Genomic DNA, 15,428 nt, shown 5'->3' with positions numbered 1-15,428 from the left:
CTGGGGGAGGTCTGTGTTCCCTGGGCAGGAGGTCGGCTTTTCCTGGAGGCTGGCGGTGTTTCCCTGTACTGGAGCGGGGTGTCAGGAAGCGGGGGCGGCGGTGCACGGTGTGTCGCCGCAGACATTGATGACACGGCCGGTGGTCAGGAAGGTGGCCTTCTGCTGACGGGCGGCCGACGAGTTGCGGGGATCGGAGTGCGGGTCGCGGCCGTACTGCGGCCCCATGGGCGGGGTGTTGGTGACCGGCGGGCTGGGCGTACCGCTGTCCCACACCGTCATCGCGGAGCCCCGGTGGGGGAGTTGACCATGGTCGATGGTCCGGATGCCCCAGTATGGAACGGTGTCCGGGCTGCGGCCGGCCGTGAGCGCCGGGGTGAGGAGACGGGCGCCGATGGTGCGCGCCTCCACGTCGGCCGCCGCGTTCGCGACCTGATGGTCCCCGTAGGCGATGTGCAGCAGGACCTGGTGGCGGTCGGTGAGATGGTTCGCGTACCCGTTGGTCTCGCCGCGGTCCCACACCATCTGGAACAACTGGAGGACGATCTGCTGCCGCAGCTTGTCCGGGTAGGAGAGGTTCATGACCTGCTGGAACGGTGCGAAGTCGACGCTGCGATTCAGGAGCAGGCCGTAGTTCATGCCGGTGACACCGAGGACTGCGCGGCGGATGTCGGGCGAGGCGGCGACGAGGGCACCGCCGAGGATTCCGCCCTGGCTGTTCCCGTCGTACGCGATGCCGTGCCGGATGTCGACGAGCGGGCGTCCCTCGCCGTCGCGGAAGGCGGCGTCGGCGGTCAGCCCGTCGGGGTGGATCAGGGCGCGGGCCAGGAACAGGGCGTTGAGCATGCCCTGTTCGCTGCGTTCCGGAATGGCGGGGAAGAGGTTCGGGTCCGCGAGCGCGCCGAGGACCACGGGGACGTCCTCCTCGGCCATCCCGATCCAGTCGGTCGCGCAGAACGTGAACCCGCCTTCCGCCGCCATCGCCTTGACGTTGCCCGCGCCGACCTCGGAGCGGCGGCCGAGAAGGCCGTGCCCGTACAGGGCGGGGCGGGAGGGGGCGCGGAACGCGGAGCGCGGTATTTCGCAGCGGAACTCGGCGACCTGGGTGTTCGAGGGGAGCCGCCGCGGGGTTCCGTCGTGGCCCCGGTCGAGGACGGAGCCGGGCGGTCCGCCCGGTGGGTTCAGGTACCCGGGCACACTGATCCGGCCCGTCACCTCCCGGGCGATCCTCGGGTCCTGTTCGGCCGTGAGGTCGGTGACACCGGTGACGGTGAAGGCGGGGGCGCGGCGGCCCAGTCGGCGGAACGCGTCGTCGCGGATGGTGAACAGATCTCCGGTGAGAGAGCGCGTGCTCGCGACGGTGAAGTCCCAGGCGAGGTGGAGATCCTCGGACCCCACCCCGGCGCGGCGCAACGCCCTGAGAGAGGGGCGGATTTGGCGCTGACGCGCGTGCAGCGGATCAGTGGTGGGGAGCGGCTTGCCGACGACGGCGGCGAACGGCGCGGCGGCGGGGATCGTGTGCCCGGCGCCGTCCTTGAGCCGCCGCAGGGCGACGACGTAGTGATGGCCGTCGCGGAAGTTGCGCGCCGGGTGGATCAGCAGCGCTCGGCGTGCCGGGTCCGTCGCGTTCGCGTCCGACTCGGCCCAGTACGGCCAGCGTTCGCCGGTCCGGGTGTCCAGCAGGACGACGGGTGCGTCCGGGGCGAGGGAGCGGCCGATGTCGGTGAGCGGGGCCGCGCCGGTCGCCGCCAGGTCGAGGCCGGGCACGTGGGCGATGAGCGCGGAGCCGGGGGAGAAGCCGTCGGACCGGTTCCAGGCCGTCGGGTCGATGGGAAGACCGGCCGCGGCCTGCGGCAGCCCCGCGGAGGTGAAGGCCACCCGGCGTCCGGTGTCGGTGCTCGGATCGGGCCGGGTGTACCAGTCGTTGGGGAACGGCAGCAGGCACTCGGTGGGTGCCAGCGGATCGCAGCCCGGTCCGTGCGGCGTGCCGGCCTGTGCCTGCGGTGCGGTGTGCTGTGGCCGCAGTGGTGCGGTGATGGCTTGGGGCGATGGCGATGGCGATGGCGATTGTGGTGCGGTGGCGGTCTGTGCCGGTGGCGTGGTCGCGTGCGGTGAGGTGGCCCGTGCCGTCGGCGCGGTCGGCACGAGCGCGGCGGCGACGCAGAGCGCCACCGCCGCCGGCCCGCGCAGCAGTCGGTGCCGCAACGGGGTCAACTCCCCTTTATGCGGGCGCCGATGATGGCGGCGTAGTTCGCCTCGCCGTTCCGGTTCGGGTGCAGCGGGGCGGCGGCCGCGGTCGGGACGTACCCCTCGACCCACTTGTCCGACGGGGCCTGGCAGGCGTCGTGTCCCACGCTCGGCGTGGCCAGGTCGATGTACTCGGCGCCGTGCGCGGCGCTCTGCTCGGCGATCGCCGTGTTCATCCGGTCGACGCTGCCCTGCAGGAAGTCGGCGTCCACCGGGAGGACCGGCTGCAACGGCCAGCAGCCGCCGGGCTTGATGTAGAGGCCGTACCCCGTGACGACCACTCGGGCGTGCGGCGAACGCTGGTGGATCGTGTCCAGCACGACACCCAGCTTCGGCGCGAACTCCGCGATGCGTTGCGCCACTTGGTCCACGCCGCCCTCGGTGTACTTCTCCTTGCACGGGGTGGCGTTGGGGTCGAGGGTGGTGCACTTCTGCGCGATGCCGACGAGCCCGGCGTCGTTGCCGCCGATGGTCAGGGTCACCAGGTCGGTGTCCGGACGCAACGCGTCGAACTGGGGCGGGGCCGATCCCATCGGGATGTCGAGGAGCGAGAGCGACTGTTTCTCGGTCATGTGTTTCGACGCGGCGCCACTACATGTGACGTCCCGGAGCGAGGCGCCGAGCCGCGCCGCGAGTTCGTGCGGGTAGTTGTGTGTCGAACGTCCGCAGGCCACCGGGCCCGTGATGTCCGGGATGAGCGGACCAGAGGCCATCGAGTCGCCGAGCGCGACGTAGGACATGGGGCCGTCGGCGGCGGCTGCGGACGCCGGTGCCGCTCCGGTCCCCACAGCCAGACCGGCCAGGGCGACCGCACTCAGGAATGTTCTGATGGAACGACAGAAACCCTTGTTCTGCGGTGAGTTCACAGATTCCTCCGGCGGTGGGGGGTGAGGTGGGGCATGGCGTGTGACGCCGGTCATCATGCAGACTCGAGTGCCGTCGTTTAACTGGTGGGTAGCGCAGACTTCCGCGGGAGAACTTGTGACGCGTGACAATCAGCGGCTCGTCGCGTGCGGTGAACGGCACGGCTCCGGGCGGCCGGATTCCGCCCCGCTGACCATCGCGGGCCGTCCGGTGGCCGCACGCCTGCGGGCCCGTGCCCCCGCCCTGACCGGGCGGGTCGTCGCCCGGCTCCTCTCCGACCTACCGGTCTACGCGGACCTTCCCCGCGAGGAGATCTCCGGCGACATCGCGGACATCGTCCAGCACAACCTGCGCCTCTTCGCCGACATCGTCGAATACCGGCGTCATGCGACCGAGGCGGAACTGGCCCAGCAGCGCGACTCCGCGGCGCAGCGGGCGGAGGAGGGCGTCCCGTTGGACGCGATCCTCACGGCGTACCAGGTCGGCACGGCCATGTGCTGGCAGGAGGCGGCGAAGGAGGCACTGCCCGGCGATCTCCCCGTCGTCCTGGAGATCACGGACCGCATCATGGTGCTCCAACGGCAGTTGACGTCCGCCGTCAGCGGCGCCTATCTGGAGGCGCGGCGGATCCTCGACAGCCAGGAGCACGGCGGACGGCACGCCCTGATGGCCGCACTGCTGGCCGGTGAGCCGCTGGACCGCTTCACACATCCCACCGGGCCCCGCCCGGCCGCGCGGTACCTCGCGCTGACCCTGGCACTGGCGCCGCACCCCGACGAACTGGCCCAGTCGTCGGGAGCGGGAGCGGGAGCGGGAGCGGGGTCTGGCGGGGCTGGACCTGAGGCTGGGGCGGGAGTGGGCTCCGGGGCTGAGGGTGGGGCTGAGGCGGGGTCAGGGGCGGGAGCGGAGCCCGGGACGACCTCGGGGGCGGGGTCCGTCCTGACGTCGGGGGCGGGAACCGGACGAGGGTCGGGTGCCGGTGTCGCGGCCCGGCGCAAGATCCGCCGGATCCGTACGGTCCTCGACCACTACGCGGGTACGCCGGTGCTCACCGCCCTCGACGCGTCCGGCGGCACGGTGCTGCTGCCCGTCGAGGAGCCGCCGGAATGGCATGGTCCGGGCGGGCTGTGCACGCTGATCGACGAGGCGGCCCGTGCCGCCGGGGTCCCCGTCACGGCAGCGGCGGAGACCGTGGAGCCGGAAGCCGTTCCGGCCGCCGTGGCCCGCAACTCCGAGATCGTCGACCTGGTCGCCCGAACGGGCCGCCCGCCCGGCCTGTACCGGCTCGCCGATGTCCTGCTGGAGTACCAGCTCAGCCGGCCCAGCGAGGCGCTGCCCGGGCTGGCGCGCCTGCTGGGGCCACTGGAGACCAAGCCCGAACTGCTGCACACCCTGGAGACGTACCTCGAACTCGGTCTGGACCGGAGGACCACCGCGGCCGCCCTGCACATCCACCCCAACACCGTCGACTACCGCATCCGCCGCATCGACCGCCTGACGGGCCTCTCGCCGTCCCGTCCTGCCGACCTCCAGCACATCAGCGCGGCGCTGGTGGCGCGCCGCTCGGTGTGACGGACACCGCAAGGAGACGGAACACCGTGAGAGGGAGGAGGAAGGGGGAAGGCGGGAGGCGGGAGAACCGGCGGCGTCGAAGCGTACGGTGCGGGTCAGTGAACCGTACGGAAACTGTGCCACGGAGGCGCACTGGCGGCGTTGACGTCCGTGAGCGTGGTCGCGAGGTACGTCGAGCCCGGCCCGGTGCAGTCGGGTGTGGGGTACAGGATGATGTCGACCAGGGTGCTGTTGCTCACCGCCTTGGCGCCCGCGGGGTCGAGCTTGTGGCAGCCCCGCACCAGCGGGCTGTGCAGCGTGACCGTGGCATCCCGCCCGGTCGTGTACGTGACCGGTCCGACCGCGGTCCGGCCGAGACCGGAGCAGCCCGCGACGGTGAGGGCCAGGAGCGTGGTCACGGCGGCGATGCCGAGACGGCGGCGTCGGTGATCGATCACGGGCATGGGCGGATCCTCGTCTGTCTCGTCCGGTCGTTCGTCGGCGCCATCGGATGCGTCGGCATCACCGGAACCGGCGCGTGCCGATGCTGGCCACCCTGCCCGTCCCCCGACGCCCCGGCATCCGGTGTGCGGCCGGGCGGGCGAAGGGGCCCTCTCGTAGCTGATCCGGTTGTGGGCGTGGGGGCGCGTGTGGGCGGATGCGCTGCCACATGGATGCCTTCATATCGGCGGATACTGGGCATACCGTGGTATCAGGTGTTCCGACTTTCAGGGGGCCGTCATGGTCCAGGATCTCGTGATCGCGGTAGTGACGGCGGCCTCGGCGGGTGTGTTGTACCTGGCCGCGGCGGCCAAGATCGTCAAACAGTACGAGCGCGGAGTCGTCCTGAGGCTCGGCAGGCTGCGCGACGATGTGCGCGGGCCAGGATTCACCATGGTGGTCCCCGGTATCGACCGGCTGCGCAAGGTCAACATGCAGATCGTGACGATGCCGGTGCCGGCGCAGGACGGCATCACCCGGGACAACGTGACGGTACGGGTGGACGCCGTCATCTACTTCAAGGTGGTCGACGCCGCGAGTGCGTTGATCCAGGTGGAGGACTACCGGTTCGCGGTGTCGCAGATGGCGCAGACCTCGCTGCGGTCGATCATCGGCAAGAGCGATCTGGACGATCTCCTGTCCAACCGCGAGAAGCTGAACCAGGGCCTGGAACTGATGATCGACAGCCCGGCGGTCGGGTGGGGCGTGCAGATCGACCGGGTGGAGATCAAGGACGTCTCGCTTCCGGAGACGATGAAGCGTTCCATGGCCCGCCAGGCCGAGGCCGACCGTGAGCGTCGCGCCCGTGTGATCAACGCGGACGCCGAGTTCCAGGCGTCGAAGAAGCTCGCCGAGGCGGCGAGCGCGATGTCCTCCCAGCCCGCCGCGTTGCAGCTGCGGCTGCTGCAGACGGTGGTGGCCGTCGCCGCAGAGAAGAACTCCACGCTGGTGCTCCCGTTCCCGGTGGAGCTGCTCCGCTTCCTGGAGCGGGCCCAACCGTCCGCACCTCAGGACGCGGCGCCCGCCTCGCAGCAGGCCCTCCGCCCCTCCCAGCCCTCCGCGTCCCCGGCACAGGCGCCACGTCCGGCGCCGACGCAGCGTCCCGCGCAGGCCCAGGCCCAGCGTCCCGCCCAGGGGCAGCGCACCGCGCAGACACCGCAGGCGCACCCGAGGCCGCGCCCGCCGCAGCGTTCGCCCGCTCCGCCTCCCGCGCCCCCGGCGTCCGTGTCCTCCGCGCCCGCGTCCACGCCTTCGCCGCCCTCCGGGGCCTCGTCGGCGGCCCCGTCCTCCTCGTCGGCGGCCCCGTCCTCCCCGTCCTCCCCGTCCCCGTCCTCGTCGTCCGATTCCACGCGACCCCCTCGTTCGAAGCCGCCGAAGCCGTCGAAGCCGCTCGCCCCGCACTGATCCGTTGATCCGGCCCCCTCGCACGCATCGCCCCCGTTCCGGGACCGGCGGCGGACAGGGTGCATATGGCTTCCCACCTGCGGGAACGCCACCGCGAAGCCGATTGTCGGACCCCCCGCCTAGACTCGCAGGAGTCATGAGGATCAGGGTGATCGAGACGACCGGAGCGGTGGGGGAGGGGACCGATGACCACGGCACAACGCCAGCCGGACACCGACGCCTCCGTCGTCCGCCTCCTCGGGTGTGCCGCCGTGTTCCTGCCCGCGCCGTTGCCGAGGGACGGACGCGTCGCCTTCTGGGACCCTGACGGCGGCGCGCTCCCGCCCATGGATCGCTTGGATCCCGGGAGCGGGAGCGCGGCCGCCGCGTGCGGGGCGGCCCCCGCACGCGGCGCCACCACCGCGGAGATCACCGTCGTCCGCAGGCACGGACAGCGGGGCGGAGCCCGTCGGAGCGCCGTGCCGGCGATCCTGCTGCCCGTGACCGACGCGCTGCCCCTGCTCGTGCGTGCGCGGCACCACGGGCTCGCGCATCCCGCCACTCGCTGCTGGGGCGCCGCCGCGCTCCAGGCGCTCAATCTGGTGGCGCGCGGCAGGCTGCTCCCCGGCCTGACGGGTGACGGCTTCGACGCCTGGCGGGCCGGTCCGCGTGACGCCGAGGACATCGCCCATCTGCGGGCCATCGCCGCCGCCATGCCGTCGGAGGGGTACGTGGTCCCGGTCCCGGACCTTACGCCGCTCCGGCTCCCCGACCCGGAATGGCTGCTCGGGGCGTTCCTCGACGCCGTGGCCGACACCCTGCCCCGCACGCCGGCCGCCGCCTACGCGCTGGGCGCGCCCTTCGCGGCCCGAGAAGCCCAGCACCTGCCCGGGGCCCGCGCCTGGGCCGTCGACGTCGCCGCCGGACTCGACGCGGGCGTACGGGTCTCGCTGCGTCTCGACCTGTCGGCGTACGAACTCTTCGACACGGCCGATACGGCCGCCGCATCCGACAGGACCGACACGGCCGCCGCGACCGACCCGGTCGTCCCGTACGGGACGACCGGCGCGGCCGAGACGATCAGCGCGGCCGGAACGATCAACGCGGCTGGGAGGGGCAGCGCGACCGAGGCGGTCGACCCGCATGGGAAGGTCGGCGCGGCCGAGACGATCAGCGCCGCGCGCCACGCCGCCGCGGCGATCACCCAGGTGCACAGCCTCGCCGACCCGACCCACGTCGTCGACGCGGCCACACTGTGGCACGGCGGGGCGGGGGAGCCGTTCGGCCCGCGGGCCAGGATCGACGCCGTGCTCGCGCTGCGCCGGGCCGCTCGCGTCTGGGCGCCGTTGGAGCGGCTGCTGGATCAGCCGGTGCCCGATGTGCTGGCACTCGACGAGGACGAGTTGTACGAGCTGCTGGGCGAGGCCGGGACGCGGCTGGCCGCGGCCGGGGTGGGCGTCCACTGGCCAAGGGAGCTCGCCCGTTCCCTGACCGCCACCGCCGTCGTGCGGCCCGCGCCGGGCTCGGCCACCGACGGCACATCGTTCTTCGAGGCCGAGCAACTCTTCTCCTTCAACTGGCAGTTGGCCCTGGGCGGCGAGCAGCTCACCGAGCAGGAGATGGACGTCCTCGCGGAGGCGCACCGACCCGTGGTCCGCCTGCGCGACCAGTGGGTCGTGGTCGACCCCGCGCTCGTCCGCAAGGCGCGCAAGCGGGAGCTCGGCCTGCTCGATCCGGTCGACGCGCTCTCCGTGGCGCTCACCGGCAGCGCCGAGGTCGACGGCGAGCGGGTCGAGGCGGTGCCCGTCGGCGCGCTGGCCGCACTTCGAGCCCGCATCACCGCCGACACCACCGTCGTCGCTCCGCCCCCCGGTCTCGCCGCCACACTCCGCGACTACCAACTCCACGGCCTCGCCTGGCTGGACCGGATGACCTCGCTCGGTCTCGGCGGCTGTCTCGCCGACGACATGGGGCTGGGCAAGACGATCACCCTCATCGCGCTCCACCTGCGCCGCGCCCATCCCGCGCCCACCCTGGTCGTCTGCCCCGCCTCCCTGCTGGGCAACTGGCACCGGGAGATCAATCGATTCGCCCCCGGAGTGCCCGTCCGCCGCTTCCACGGCACCGACCGCACGCTCGCCGAGCCCGACGGCGGTTTCGTCCTCACCACCTACGGCACGATGCGTTCCAGCGCGGCACAACTGGCCGATCACAGCTGGGGGATGATCGTCGCCGACGAGGCCCAGCACGTGAAGAACCCGCATTCCTCCACGGCGAAGGCGCTGCGCACCATCCCGGCCCCGGCCAGGGTGGCCCTCACCGGTACCCCCGTCGAGAACAACCTCTCCGAGCTGTGGGCCCTGCTCGACTGGACCACGCCCGGCCTGCTGGGCCCCCTCAAGGCGTTCCGGGCCCGCCATGCCCGTATCGTCGAGAACACCGGGACGGCAGCCGGGCTCGCCAACGACGAAGCGGTCGAACGGCTCTCCCGCCTGGTCCGTCCCTTCCTCCTGCGCCGGAGGAAGTCCGACCCCGGGATCGCGCCCGAGCTGCCGTCCAAGACGGAGACCGACCACCCCGTCTTCCTCACCCGGGAGCAGGCGACGCTCTACGAGGCCGCGGTCCGCGAGACGATGGGAGCCATCGAGGCATCGGAAGGCATCGCCCGACGCGGCCTGATCATGAAGCTCCTGACCTCGCTCAAGCAGATCTGCAATCACCCCGCGCAGTATCTGCAGGAGGAGCCGACCCGCCTCGTCGGCCGGTCGGGAAAGCTCGCACTGCTCGACGAACTCCTCGACACGATCCTCGCCGAGGACGGCTCCGTCCTCGTCTTCACCCAGTACGTGACGATGGCCCGGCTGCTCTCCGCCCACCTCGCGGCGCGGGCCGTCCCCTCCCAACTCCTGCACGGTGGAACGCCGGTGGCCGAGCGGGAACGGCTGGTGGACCGCTTCCAGTCGGGTGAGGTCCCGGTCTTCCTGCTCTCCCTCAAGGCGGCGGGCACCGGACTGAACCTCACCCGGGCCGCCCATGTCATCCACTACGACCGCTGGTGGAATCCCGCCGTCGAGGAACAGGCCACGGACCGGGCGTACCGCATCGGCCAGACGCAACCCGTCCAGGTGCACCGGCTGATCGCGGAAGGCACGGTCGAGGACCGGATCGGTGAGCTGCTGAAGGCCAAACGGGATCTGGCCGACGCCGTCCTCGGCAGCGGCGAGACCGCGTTGACCGAGCTCAGTGACCGTGATCTGGCCGACCTCGTCTCGCTCAGGAGGCCGGAATGACACCTCGCCCGGAGGCCCGTCGGCCCTCCACCGCCGATTCCCGCACCGTCGACTCCCGTGCCGAGGCCCGTCGGCTCACCGCTGCCGACCCGCGTGCCGAGGTTCGCCGCCTCGCCGCCGATGCCCGCGCCGATGCCCGCCGGCTCGCCGTCCCCGATTCCCGCCCCGGAGTCCGTCGCCCCACCGGTCCGGATCCTCGCCCCGAGGGCCGCAGGCCGACCGGCCCCGATGCCCGTACCGAGACCCGTCGGAGCGTCGTCGGTGACAACCGTTCCGCCGTGCGCCCGCGTCCCGGTCCGGACGATCTGCGCCGTACCTTCGAGGCCGTGCCGCCCCGCACCTCCCAGGGCGACGAACCCTTCGCGGACAGTTGGTGGGGACGCGCCTGGGTGGACGCCCTGGAATCCCTGTCGATGGACGAGGCACGGCTCGCCCGCGGCCGTACGTACGCCGACAGCGGCAAGGTCGCCGCGATCACGGTCACCCCCGGTCGCGTTGTCGCCTACGTGCACGGCAGCCGTCCCCGCCCCTACCGCACCGAACTGCGCCTGCGGGTGCTGACCGACCCGGACTGGGACACCTTTCTCGACGCGGTCGCCGCCCGTCCCGGTCACCTGGCCGCACTGCTCGACAAGGAGATGCCGCACTCACTGGTCGACGCGGCGGCCGAGGCCGGTGTCGTGCTGCTGCCCGCCCCCGACGACCTCGACCCCGGCTGCACCTGCCCCGACCGCGGCTGGCCCTGCAAGCACGTGTCCGCGCTCTGCTACCAGATGGCCCGGCTCCTGGACGCCGACCCGTTCGTCCTCCTGCTGCTGCGCGGCCGTGGCGAACGCGAACTCCTGGAGGAGCTGGGTCACCGCAACGCCGCGCACGAGGCCCGGGAACGCCCCTGCGCCGCCACGACACCGTCGGTGCCCGCCCGCGAGGCCCTCGCCGACCGTCCCCTCCCGCCGCTTCCCGCCCCGCTCCCGGTCCCGCAGCACCCGGGGCAGCCGCCCGCGTACCCGGGCCTGCCCGGTGCCCGGGACCCGCTCGCCCTCGACCATCTCGCCACGGACGCGGCGGCACGCGCGCACACGCTCCTCATCACCGGCGTCGACCCGCTCGCCCGCCTCACCCCGTGGCAGGACGCGGTACGGCTGGCCGCGTCCCGCCCCACCGCCGGGCTCACGGCGACCACCCGCGCCCTCTACCGTGAACTCGCGTACGCCACCGGCCGTACCCCCACCGATCTGGCCCGAGCCGTCGCCGCCTGGCGCCAGGGCGGTGCCGAAGGGCTGGCCGTCCTCGAAACGCCCTGGGACCCTCCTGCCGGCCCCTTCGACCGGGCCCGTCCCGCGCTCGCCGCGGCCGACTTCCCCCGCTTCCACCCTTGGCGCAACCGCCTCACGCACCCCGACGGAACACTTCAGCTCCGCTTCGGCCACGACGGCCGCTGGTACGGCTACGAGTCCGAGCCGGGTGAGGACGACTGGTGGCCCCGCGCCACTCCGGACATCGATCCTGTCGGCACGCTCACGGCACTCGGCGGAGGCTGACACCGCTTTTCCCGCCTCCGACTCGTGAGGCCGAGCCGCGCTCCGGTGCGGGCTCGCGCCCCGGGGCCGCCCCGGCACGGCCCGTTGCGAAGCCGTGCCCCGGATCCGGCCTTCAGCTCGTGGCGATGACGGCGTTCAGTTCGTGGCGATGCCGGCCCTCAGCTCGTGGCGATGATGAGGAGGACGACCAGCAGGACGGCGACGAGCGGCAGTACGATCAGCCGCGCTTTGCGGAACGACTCGTCCTCCTGCCAGGACGCGGCGCGGTTCGCGCCGTGCGCCGAAGCCAGGTGCTCCCAGGCCATGTCATCGATCCTCTTCATGGTCAGGAGCGACGGCGACCAGTCGCAGTGCGTGCAGACGAGGAAGTCACGGTACGGGTCGTACCGGAAGTCGCGCTCCACATCGACCGTGAACACCTGCCCGTCGGACGTCGTGGCTGTGTAGTGGCGTACCGGCGCACCCATGCGTATCGCTCCCCGTTCCGTGTAAGAGATCCGTGCCAGAGATCCGAGCCTGAGATCCGCGCCCGGGAATCGTCCCGGACGCGGTCGCGGCACGTTACCCGACCGCTGCCTCGACCGCTGCCTCGACCGCTGCCCCGTCCGCCTTCAGCGCGGCGGCCTTCCGTCGCTCCGGCGAGCCCGCCCGCCCTCGGCTCGGGGCAGTACCGCGTCGACGATGTCCTGTGCGAAGCCGGGCGGCGGCGGTTCGCGGCGCAGCAGCACCCGCATCCACACCGCGCCCGCGACCAGATCGAGCAGCAGCATCGGGTCGGCGTGCTCCGGAAGTTCGCCGCGGGCGGTGGCGCGGACGAACACCGGCTGCTCGCGGGAGAAGCGGTCGGCGAAGAAATCGCGGGTGAGGGCGGCGAGTTCGTCGTCCGGCAGGCCGGTGCCGGAGGTCAGGGCGCGCGCGACCGATTCGGTGCGCCCGTCGGTGAGCAGGGCGATGATCTGCTCGGTCAGGGCGACGAGGTCACCGCGCAGGCTGCCCGTGTCGGGGATGTCGACGTCCAGGGCCCGGGCGTGGACCAGGGCCGCCCGCAGCAGTGCGGGTTTCGACGGCCACCAGCGGTAGATCGTCGTCTTGTTGACCCCGGCGTCCTGGGCGACGGCCTCGATGGTGAGACCGGCGTAGCCGCGCTCCGCGAGATGGCGCAGCGTGGTGCCGAAGATCGCCTCGGCAGCGCGCGGGCCCTTGCCGCGGCGACGGACCACGGTCGGGTCGGCCATGAGTACTCCTCGAAATGCAACGCAACGTTGCGTTGCGCTATAAGGTGATGCCGTCATCGTACTGCGAGGCAGGGGGGCCGACATGGCGGAGGCAAGGGTTTCGAAGGCGGTGACCTGGGGGCTGCTCGCCGCCTGGGTGGCCAATGATCTGGAGGAGTTGGTCACCATGGCGGGATGGGCGCGCTCCGCCCGCCCCCGACTCCGGGAACGGTTTCCGAGGGTGCCCGAACGGGTCTGGGCGCGGATGGACCTCTCGCGGCGTGAAGTCGGCGTCGCCATCGGCCTCGTGGGTGCGGTCGTGGCCGCGGCCTCGGCGGACGGTGCGCGCACCGGCGGGCGGAGCCCGTTCTTCCGTACCGTGCTCGCCGGGTTCGGGCTGCACGGAGTCGCGCACGTGGCCCAGTCGCTGGCGTACCGCGGTTACACACCGGGCGTCGCCACGGCGCCGACCGTGGTCGTCCCGTACTCGCTCTGGGCGGCGCGACGGCTGAAGGCGGCCGGCATCGGGATCGGCGCCGCCCGCGTTTCGGCGGTGGCACCGGTGCTGCTTCCGGCGGTCGTCGCGGGCGCCCACGTGCTGGCACGCAGGATCACGCGTCCGGGCGGATGAGGGCCCGGCACGGGTGGGAGTCCGCTCGTGCCCACGGACAGGTGGCGATCGAGGGAGGGGCGGGGCCCGGCGGGCCGGGGCACGGGCACGCTGCTGGGTGTCGCGTGCCCGGGCTTCCCCGGCCAGTTGGTCGAGGTCGACCTCACTGCCGCCCTGGCCGACCGGACCGAAGGCCTCGCAGGCACACCCTGATCATCGCCGACGGTGGACCGACGGGCGGGCCCGACAGCGGACCGACGGGCAGCCCCGGCGCGCAAGCCGACGGCGGTCCCATGCCGGTCCTGAGCCGGTCGCGAGGGACGTAAGTCCTTCGAACGAAGGTGCGGGAAACCCGTGGCAGTCGCGGACTTGACGCTGCTAACTTTCTCGACGTGGCGAAACTCAATCAGATCATCGCAGTGGAGAAGGGCGTCAAGTCCAAGGCACACCAGGACCTGACGGCGGCGCATCACGGCCTTCAGAAGACCGGTCTGCTGGCCGGTATCTCCCGGACCTACCAGCCGAAGGACGAGGAGGGCGAGCAGTTGCCGCCCGAGTCGACCCTGGTGCAGGTCAAGGCCGAGGACGTGCTGAGGCAGACCGCGACGACGCTGACCCGCCTCTTCGATGTGACCGCCACGAAGGACTGGGCGAACTGCACCGCCCGTGCGGACGTGAAGGTCGACGGGCAGGTGCTCGTGAGCGACGTGCCGGTGTCGTATCTGCTCTTCCTGGAGAAGCAGTTGACGGACATCAACACGTTCGTCCGCAAGCTCCCGGTGCTCGATGCCGCCGAGGCGTGGGTCCAGGACCCGTCGACGGACTCCTGGAAGACCGAGCCGGTGCGGACGCTCCGTACGAAGAAGGTTCCCCGCAACCACGTGAAGGCGGAGGCGACCGACAAGCACCCGGCGCAGGTCGAGGTGTACTACGAGGACGTTCCGATCGGTTACTGGACGACCGTGAAGTTCTCCGGTGCCCTCCCCGCGCGGCGCGTCAACGAACTGCTGGACCGGGTGGAGAAGCTCCAGCAGGCCGTGAAGTTCGCCCGTGAGGAGGCCAACGGCGTGGACGTCACCGACCAGCGGGTGGGTGATGCGATATTCGGTTACCTCTTCGGGTGACCGACCATGGACTCCCCGGCCGTCCACTACGGCCGGGGTGCGCGAGGAGCGCAAGCTGAAACTGAGGCTTGTCGTGACGACGCGGTTCCAGTGGAGGTTCGAGTCCTCCCCCCGGCACTCGGTGCGCCCGTCGCACCAACGGGCCGGGGTGGCCCAACTGGCAGAGGCAGACCGCGATCAATCTCAGACTCTTGCTCCAGGCTCAGCATTCGCCACCCATCGCCGAATCGCTCGGGCCCGTGCCCATGGGCGTCGAAATGCCGGTTCGACTCCGGCTCGGAGAGCTTCGGTCTCCGATGGTCTAAAGGCAGGACGCGACGACATAAACCTGACGCGGGTTCTTAAAAGTGTCGGCGTGCCGCATGGGTGGCACTCTCAGGGCCCGGGGGCCGGCTACGCCTCCGGGCCCGCTCCCGTTCCTGATCACGTGTGCGGTGCGTCCCGCCGCACACGCACCACCTTCGGCGCACCGCACCCCGCCGACGGGGTGTCGCGTGCCCCCAGCGACACACCGCGCCCCGCGAAGAATCGCTCGAAGTCGGGCAGGGAAAGGTCCGCGGCGCGCGTTCCGGCCGTCGTGCCGGACGGGTTGTGGAAGTGGACGCCGGTGCCGTCGGCCGTACGGGACGTCAGCAGTACCAGGTGCCCGCCCCGTCCCGGAGGAGACAGTTCCGGCCTCCGGATGCCGTAGTGCACCGATGCCAGGACCGTACGGCCGCCGTCCAGCAGGTCGAGGATCTCCCGCGACGACAAGGGACGGTGGACCGTGGCGTCGAGGCCGTGCACCTCCCGGGCGTATTCCGCGAACGGGGCGTAGACCAGCCCCCGGATCACACCCTCCGCGTCCTGTGTGTACGCGCCGTACCGGACCGCCCCGTCGCGCAGCGCGAACAGGGACGGGGCCCCGGTGCCGAGCACCATGCGCAGGCAGGTCATACCGCACAGATGACCGGACCAGCGCGCGTACTCGTCCCGTGACGCGGCACCCGACTCCGCCCAGGCAGGGTCCGTCGCCGGATCGACCCCGCCTTCGACGATCGGTCCGACGAGGTCGGGCGAGGCGAACTGGGTGAGGACGGGAACACGGCATGCGGAGCAGGTCACCA

Annotated in this window: 12 protein-coding genes and 1 tRNA gene; 7 read left to right on the top strand and 6 right to left on the bottom strand. The window is 72.1% G+C overall.

All coding sequences use genetic code 11. From position 1 onward, the window contains the following. Window positions 1-81: 81 nt before the first annotated feature. Both AB0E67_RS06665 and AB0E67_RS06660 read right to left on the bottom strand, forming a co-directional pair. Complete coding sequence (locus AB0E67_RS06665) at window positions 82-2,022, bottom strand: hypothetical protein (RefSeq protein WP_362023518.1); 1,941 nt, start codon at window positions 2,020-2,022, stop codon at window positions 82-84. A gap of 185 nt (window positions 2,023-2,207) precedes the next feature. Next, window positions 2,208-3,110: an SGNH/GDSL hydrolase family protein gene (locus AB0E67_RS06660; RefSeq protein ID WP_362021878.1), complete on the bottom strand. Its 903-nt coding sequence runs from the start codon at window positions 3,108-3,110 to the stop codon at window positions 2,208-2,210. Window positions 3,111-3,297: 187 nt separating this feature from the next. Here AB0E67_RS06660 and AB0E67_RS06655 point away from each other — a divergent pair, with 187 nt between their 5' ends. After that, window positions 3,298-4,680 (top strand): helix-turn-helix domain-containing protein, encoded by a 1,383-nt coding sequence (locus AB0E67_RS06655; protein ID WP_362023516.1) that lies wholly within the window; start codon window positions 3,298-3,300, stop codon window positions 4,678-4,680. Between the two features lie 95 nt (window positions 4,681-4,775). On the opposite strand, the gene AB0E67_RS06650 is transcribed toward AB0E67_RS06655, so the two are convergent. After that, window positions 4,776-5,123: a hypothetical protein gene (locus tag AB0E67_RS06650; protein ID WP_362021876.1), complete on the bottom strand. Its 348-nt coding sequence runs from the start codon at window positions 5,121-5,123 to the stop codon at window positions 4,776-4,778. A gap of 277 nt (window positions 5,124-5,400) precedes the next feature. Here AB0E67_RS06650 and AB0E67_RS06645 point away from each other — a divergent pair, with 277 nt between their 5' ends. The 3 genes from AB0E67_RS06645 (at window position 5,401) to AB0E67_RS06635 (ending at window position 11,374) form a co-directional block, all read left to right on the top strand. Further along, window positions 5,401-6,564, top strand: coding sequence for a slipin family protein (locus AB0E67_RS06645; protein WP_362021874.1), 1,164 nt, complete (start codon window positions 5,401-5,403; stop codon window positions 6,562-6,564). A 185-nt stretch (window positions 6,565-6,749) separates the two neighbouring features. Beyond that, complete coding sequence (locus AB0E67_RS06640; protein ID WP_362021871.1) at window positions 6,750-9,833, top strand: DEAD/DEAH box helicase; 3,084 nt, start codon at window positions 6,750-6,752, stop codon at window positions 9,831-9,833. After that, window positions 9,830-11,374, top strand: a complete 1,545-nt coding sequence (locus tag AB0E67_RS06635) for an SWIM zinc finger family protein (RefSeq protein ID WP_362021869.1) — start codon at window positions 9,830-9,832, stop codon at window positions 11,372-11,374. Before AB0E67_RS06640 ends, AB0E67_RS06635 begins: the two co-directional genes overlap by 4 nt. A gap of 158 nt (window positions 11,375-11,532) precedes the next feature. Here AB0E67_RS06635 and AB0E67_RS06630 read toward each other — a convergent pair whose 3' ends face one another. Both AB0E67_RS06630 and AB0E67_RS06625 read right to left on the bottom strand, forming a co-directional pair. Then, window positions 11,533-11,841: a hypothetical protein gene (locus AB0E67_RS06630; RefSeq protein ID WP_362021866.1), complete on the bottom strand. Its 309-nt coding sequence runs from the start codon at window positions 11,839-11,841 to the stop codon at window positions 11,533-11,535. 144 nt (window positions 11,842-11,985) lie between these two features. Further along, complete coding sequence (locus AB0E67_RS06625) at window positions 11,986-12,609, bottom strand: TetR/AcrR family transcriptional regulator (RefSeq protein ID WP_362021864.1); 624 nt, start codon at window positions 12,607-12,609, stop codon at window positions 11,986-11,988. 82 nt (window positions 12,610-12,691) lie between these two features. On the opposite strand from AB0E67_RS06625, the gene AB0E67_RS06620 reads away from it, so the two are divergent. The 3 genes from AB0E67_RS06620 (at window position 12,692) to AB0E67_RS06610 (ending at window position 14,439) form a co-directional block, all read left to right on the top strand. Then, the gene (locus AB0E67_RS06620) at window positions 12,692-13,219 is read left to right on the top strand and encodes an HXXEE domain-containing protein (RefSeq protein WP_362021861.1); all 528 of its coding nucleotides are present in this window, start codon (window positions 12,692-12,694) and stop codon (window positions 13,217-13,219) included. 371 nt (window positions 13,220-13,590) lie between these two features. Further along, the gene (locus AB0E67_RS06615) at window positions 13,591-14,322 is read left to right on the top strand and encodes a hypothetical protein (RefSeq protein ID WP_362021859.1); all 732 of its coding nucleotides are present in this window, start codon (window positions 13,591-13,593) and stop codon (window positions 14,320-14,322) included. A 31-nt stretch (window positions 14,323-14,353) separates the two neighbouring features. Beyond that, window positions 14,354-14,439: transfer RNA gene (locus AB0E67_RS06610), tRNA-OTHER, on the top strand. A gap of 306 nt (window positions 14,440-14,745) precedes the next feature. Here the strand turns inward: AB0E67_RS06610 and AB0E67_RS06605 are convergent. Beyond that, window positions 14,746-15,426 (bottom strand): peptidase, encoded by a 681-nt coding sequence (locus AB0E67_RS06605; RefSeq protein WP_362021857.1) that lies wholly within the window; start codon window positions 15,424-15,426, stop codon window positions 14,746-14,748. Window positions 15,427-15,428: the final 2 nt, after the last annotated feature.

Source organism: Streptomyces sp. NPDC032161 (genome assembly GCF_040636995.1).
Classification (GTDB): Bacteria; Actinomycetota; Actinomycetes; order Streptomycetales; family Streptomycetaceae; genus Streptomyces.
This window is presented reverse-complemented; position numbering and strand designations above follow the sequence as displayed.

What these genes read in the sequence shown, in the direction of transcription:
- AB0E67_RS06650 (WP_362021876.1), bottom strand. Translation starts at nt 5,123, where the DNA reads ATGCCCGTGATCGATCACCGACGCCGCCGTCTCGGCATCGCCGCCGTG.
- AB0E67_RS06645 (WP_362021874.1), top strand. Translation starts at nt 5,401, where the DNA reads ATGGTCCAGGATCTCGTGATCGCGGTAGTGACGGCGGCCTCGGCGGGT.
- AB0E67_RS06640 (WP_362021871.1), top strand. Translation starts at nt 6,750, where the DNA reads ATGACCACGGCACAACGCCAGCCGGACACCGACGCCTCCGTCGTCCGC.
- AB0E67_RS06635 (WP_362021869.1), top strand. Translation starts at nt 9,830, where the DNA reads ATGACACCTCGCCCGGAGGCCCGTCGGCCCTCCACCGCCGATTCCCGC.
- AB0E67_RS06630 (WP_362021866.1), bottom strand. Translation starts at nt 11,841, where the DNA reads ATGGGTGCGCCGGTACGCCACTACACAGCCACGACGTCCGACGGGCAG.
- AB0E67_RS06625 (WP_362021864.1), bottom strand. Translation starts at nt 12,609, where the DNA reads ATGGCCGACCCGACCGTGGTCCGTCGCCGCGGCAAGGGCCCGCGCGCT.
- AB0E67_RS06620 (WP_362021861.1), top strand. Translation starts at nt 12,692, where the DNA reads ATGGCGGAGGCAAGGGTTTCGAAGGCGGTGACCTGGGGGCTGCTCGCC.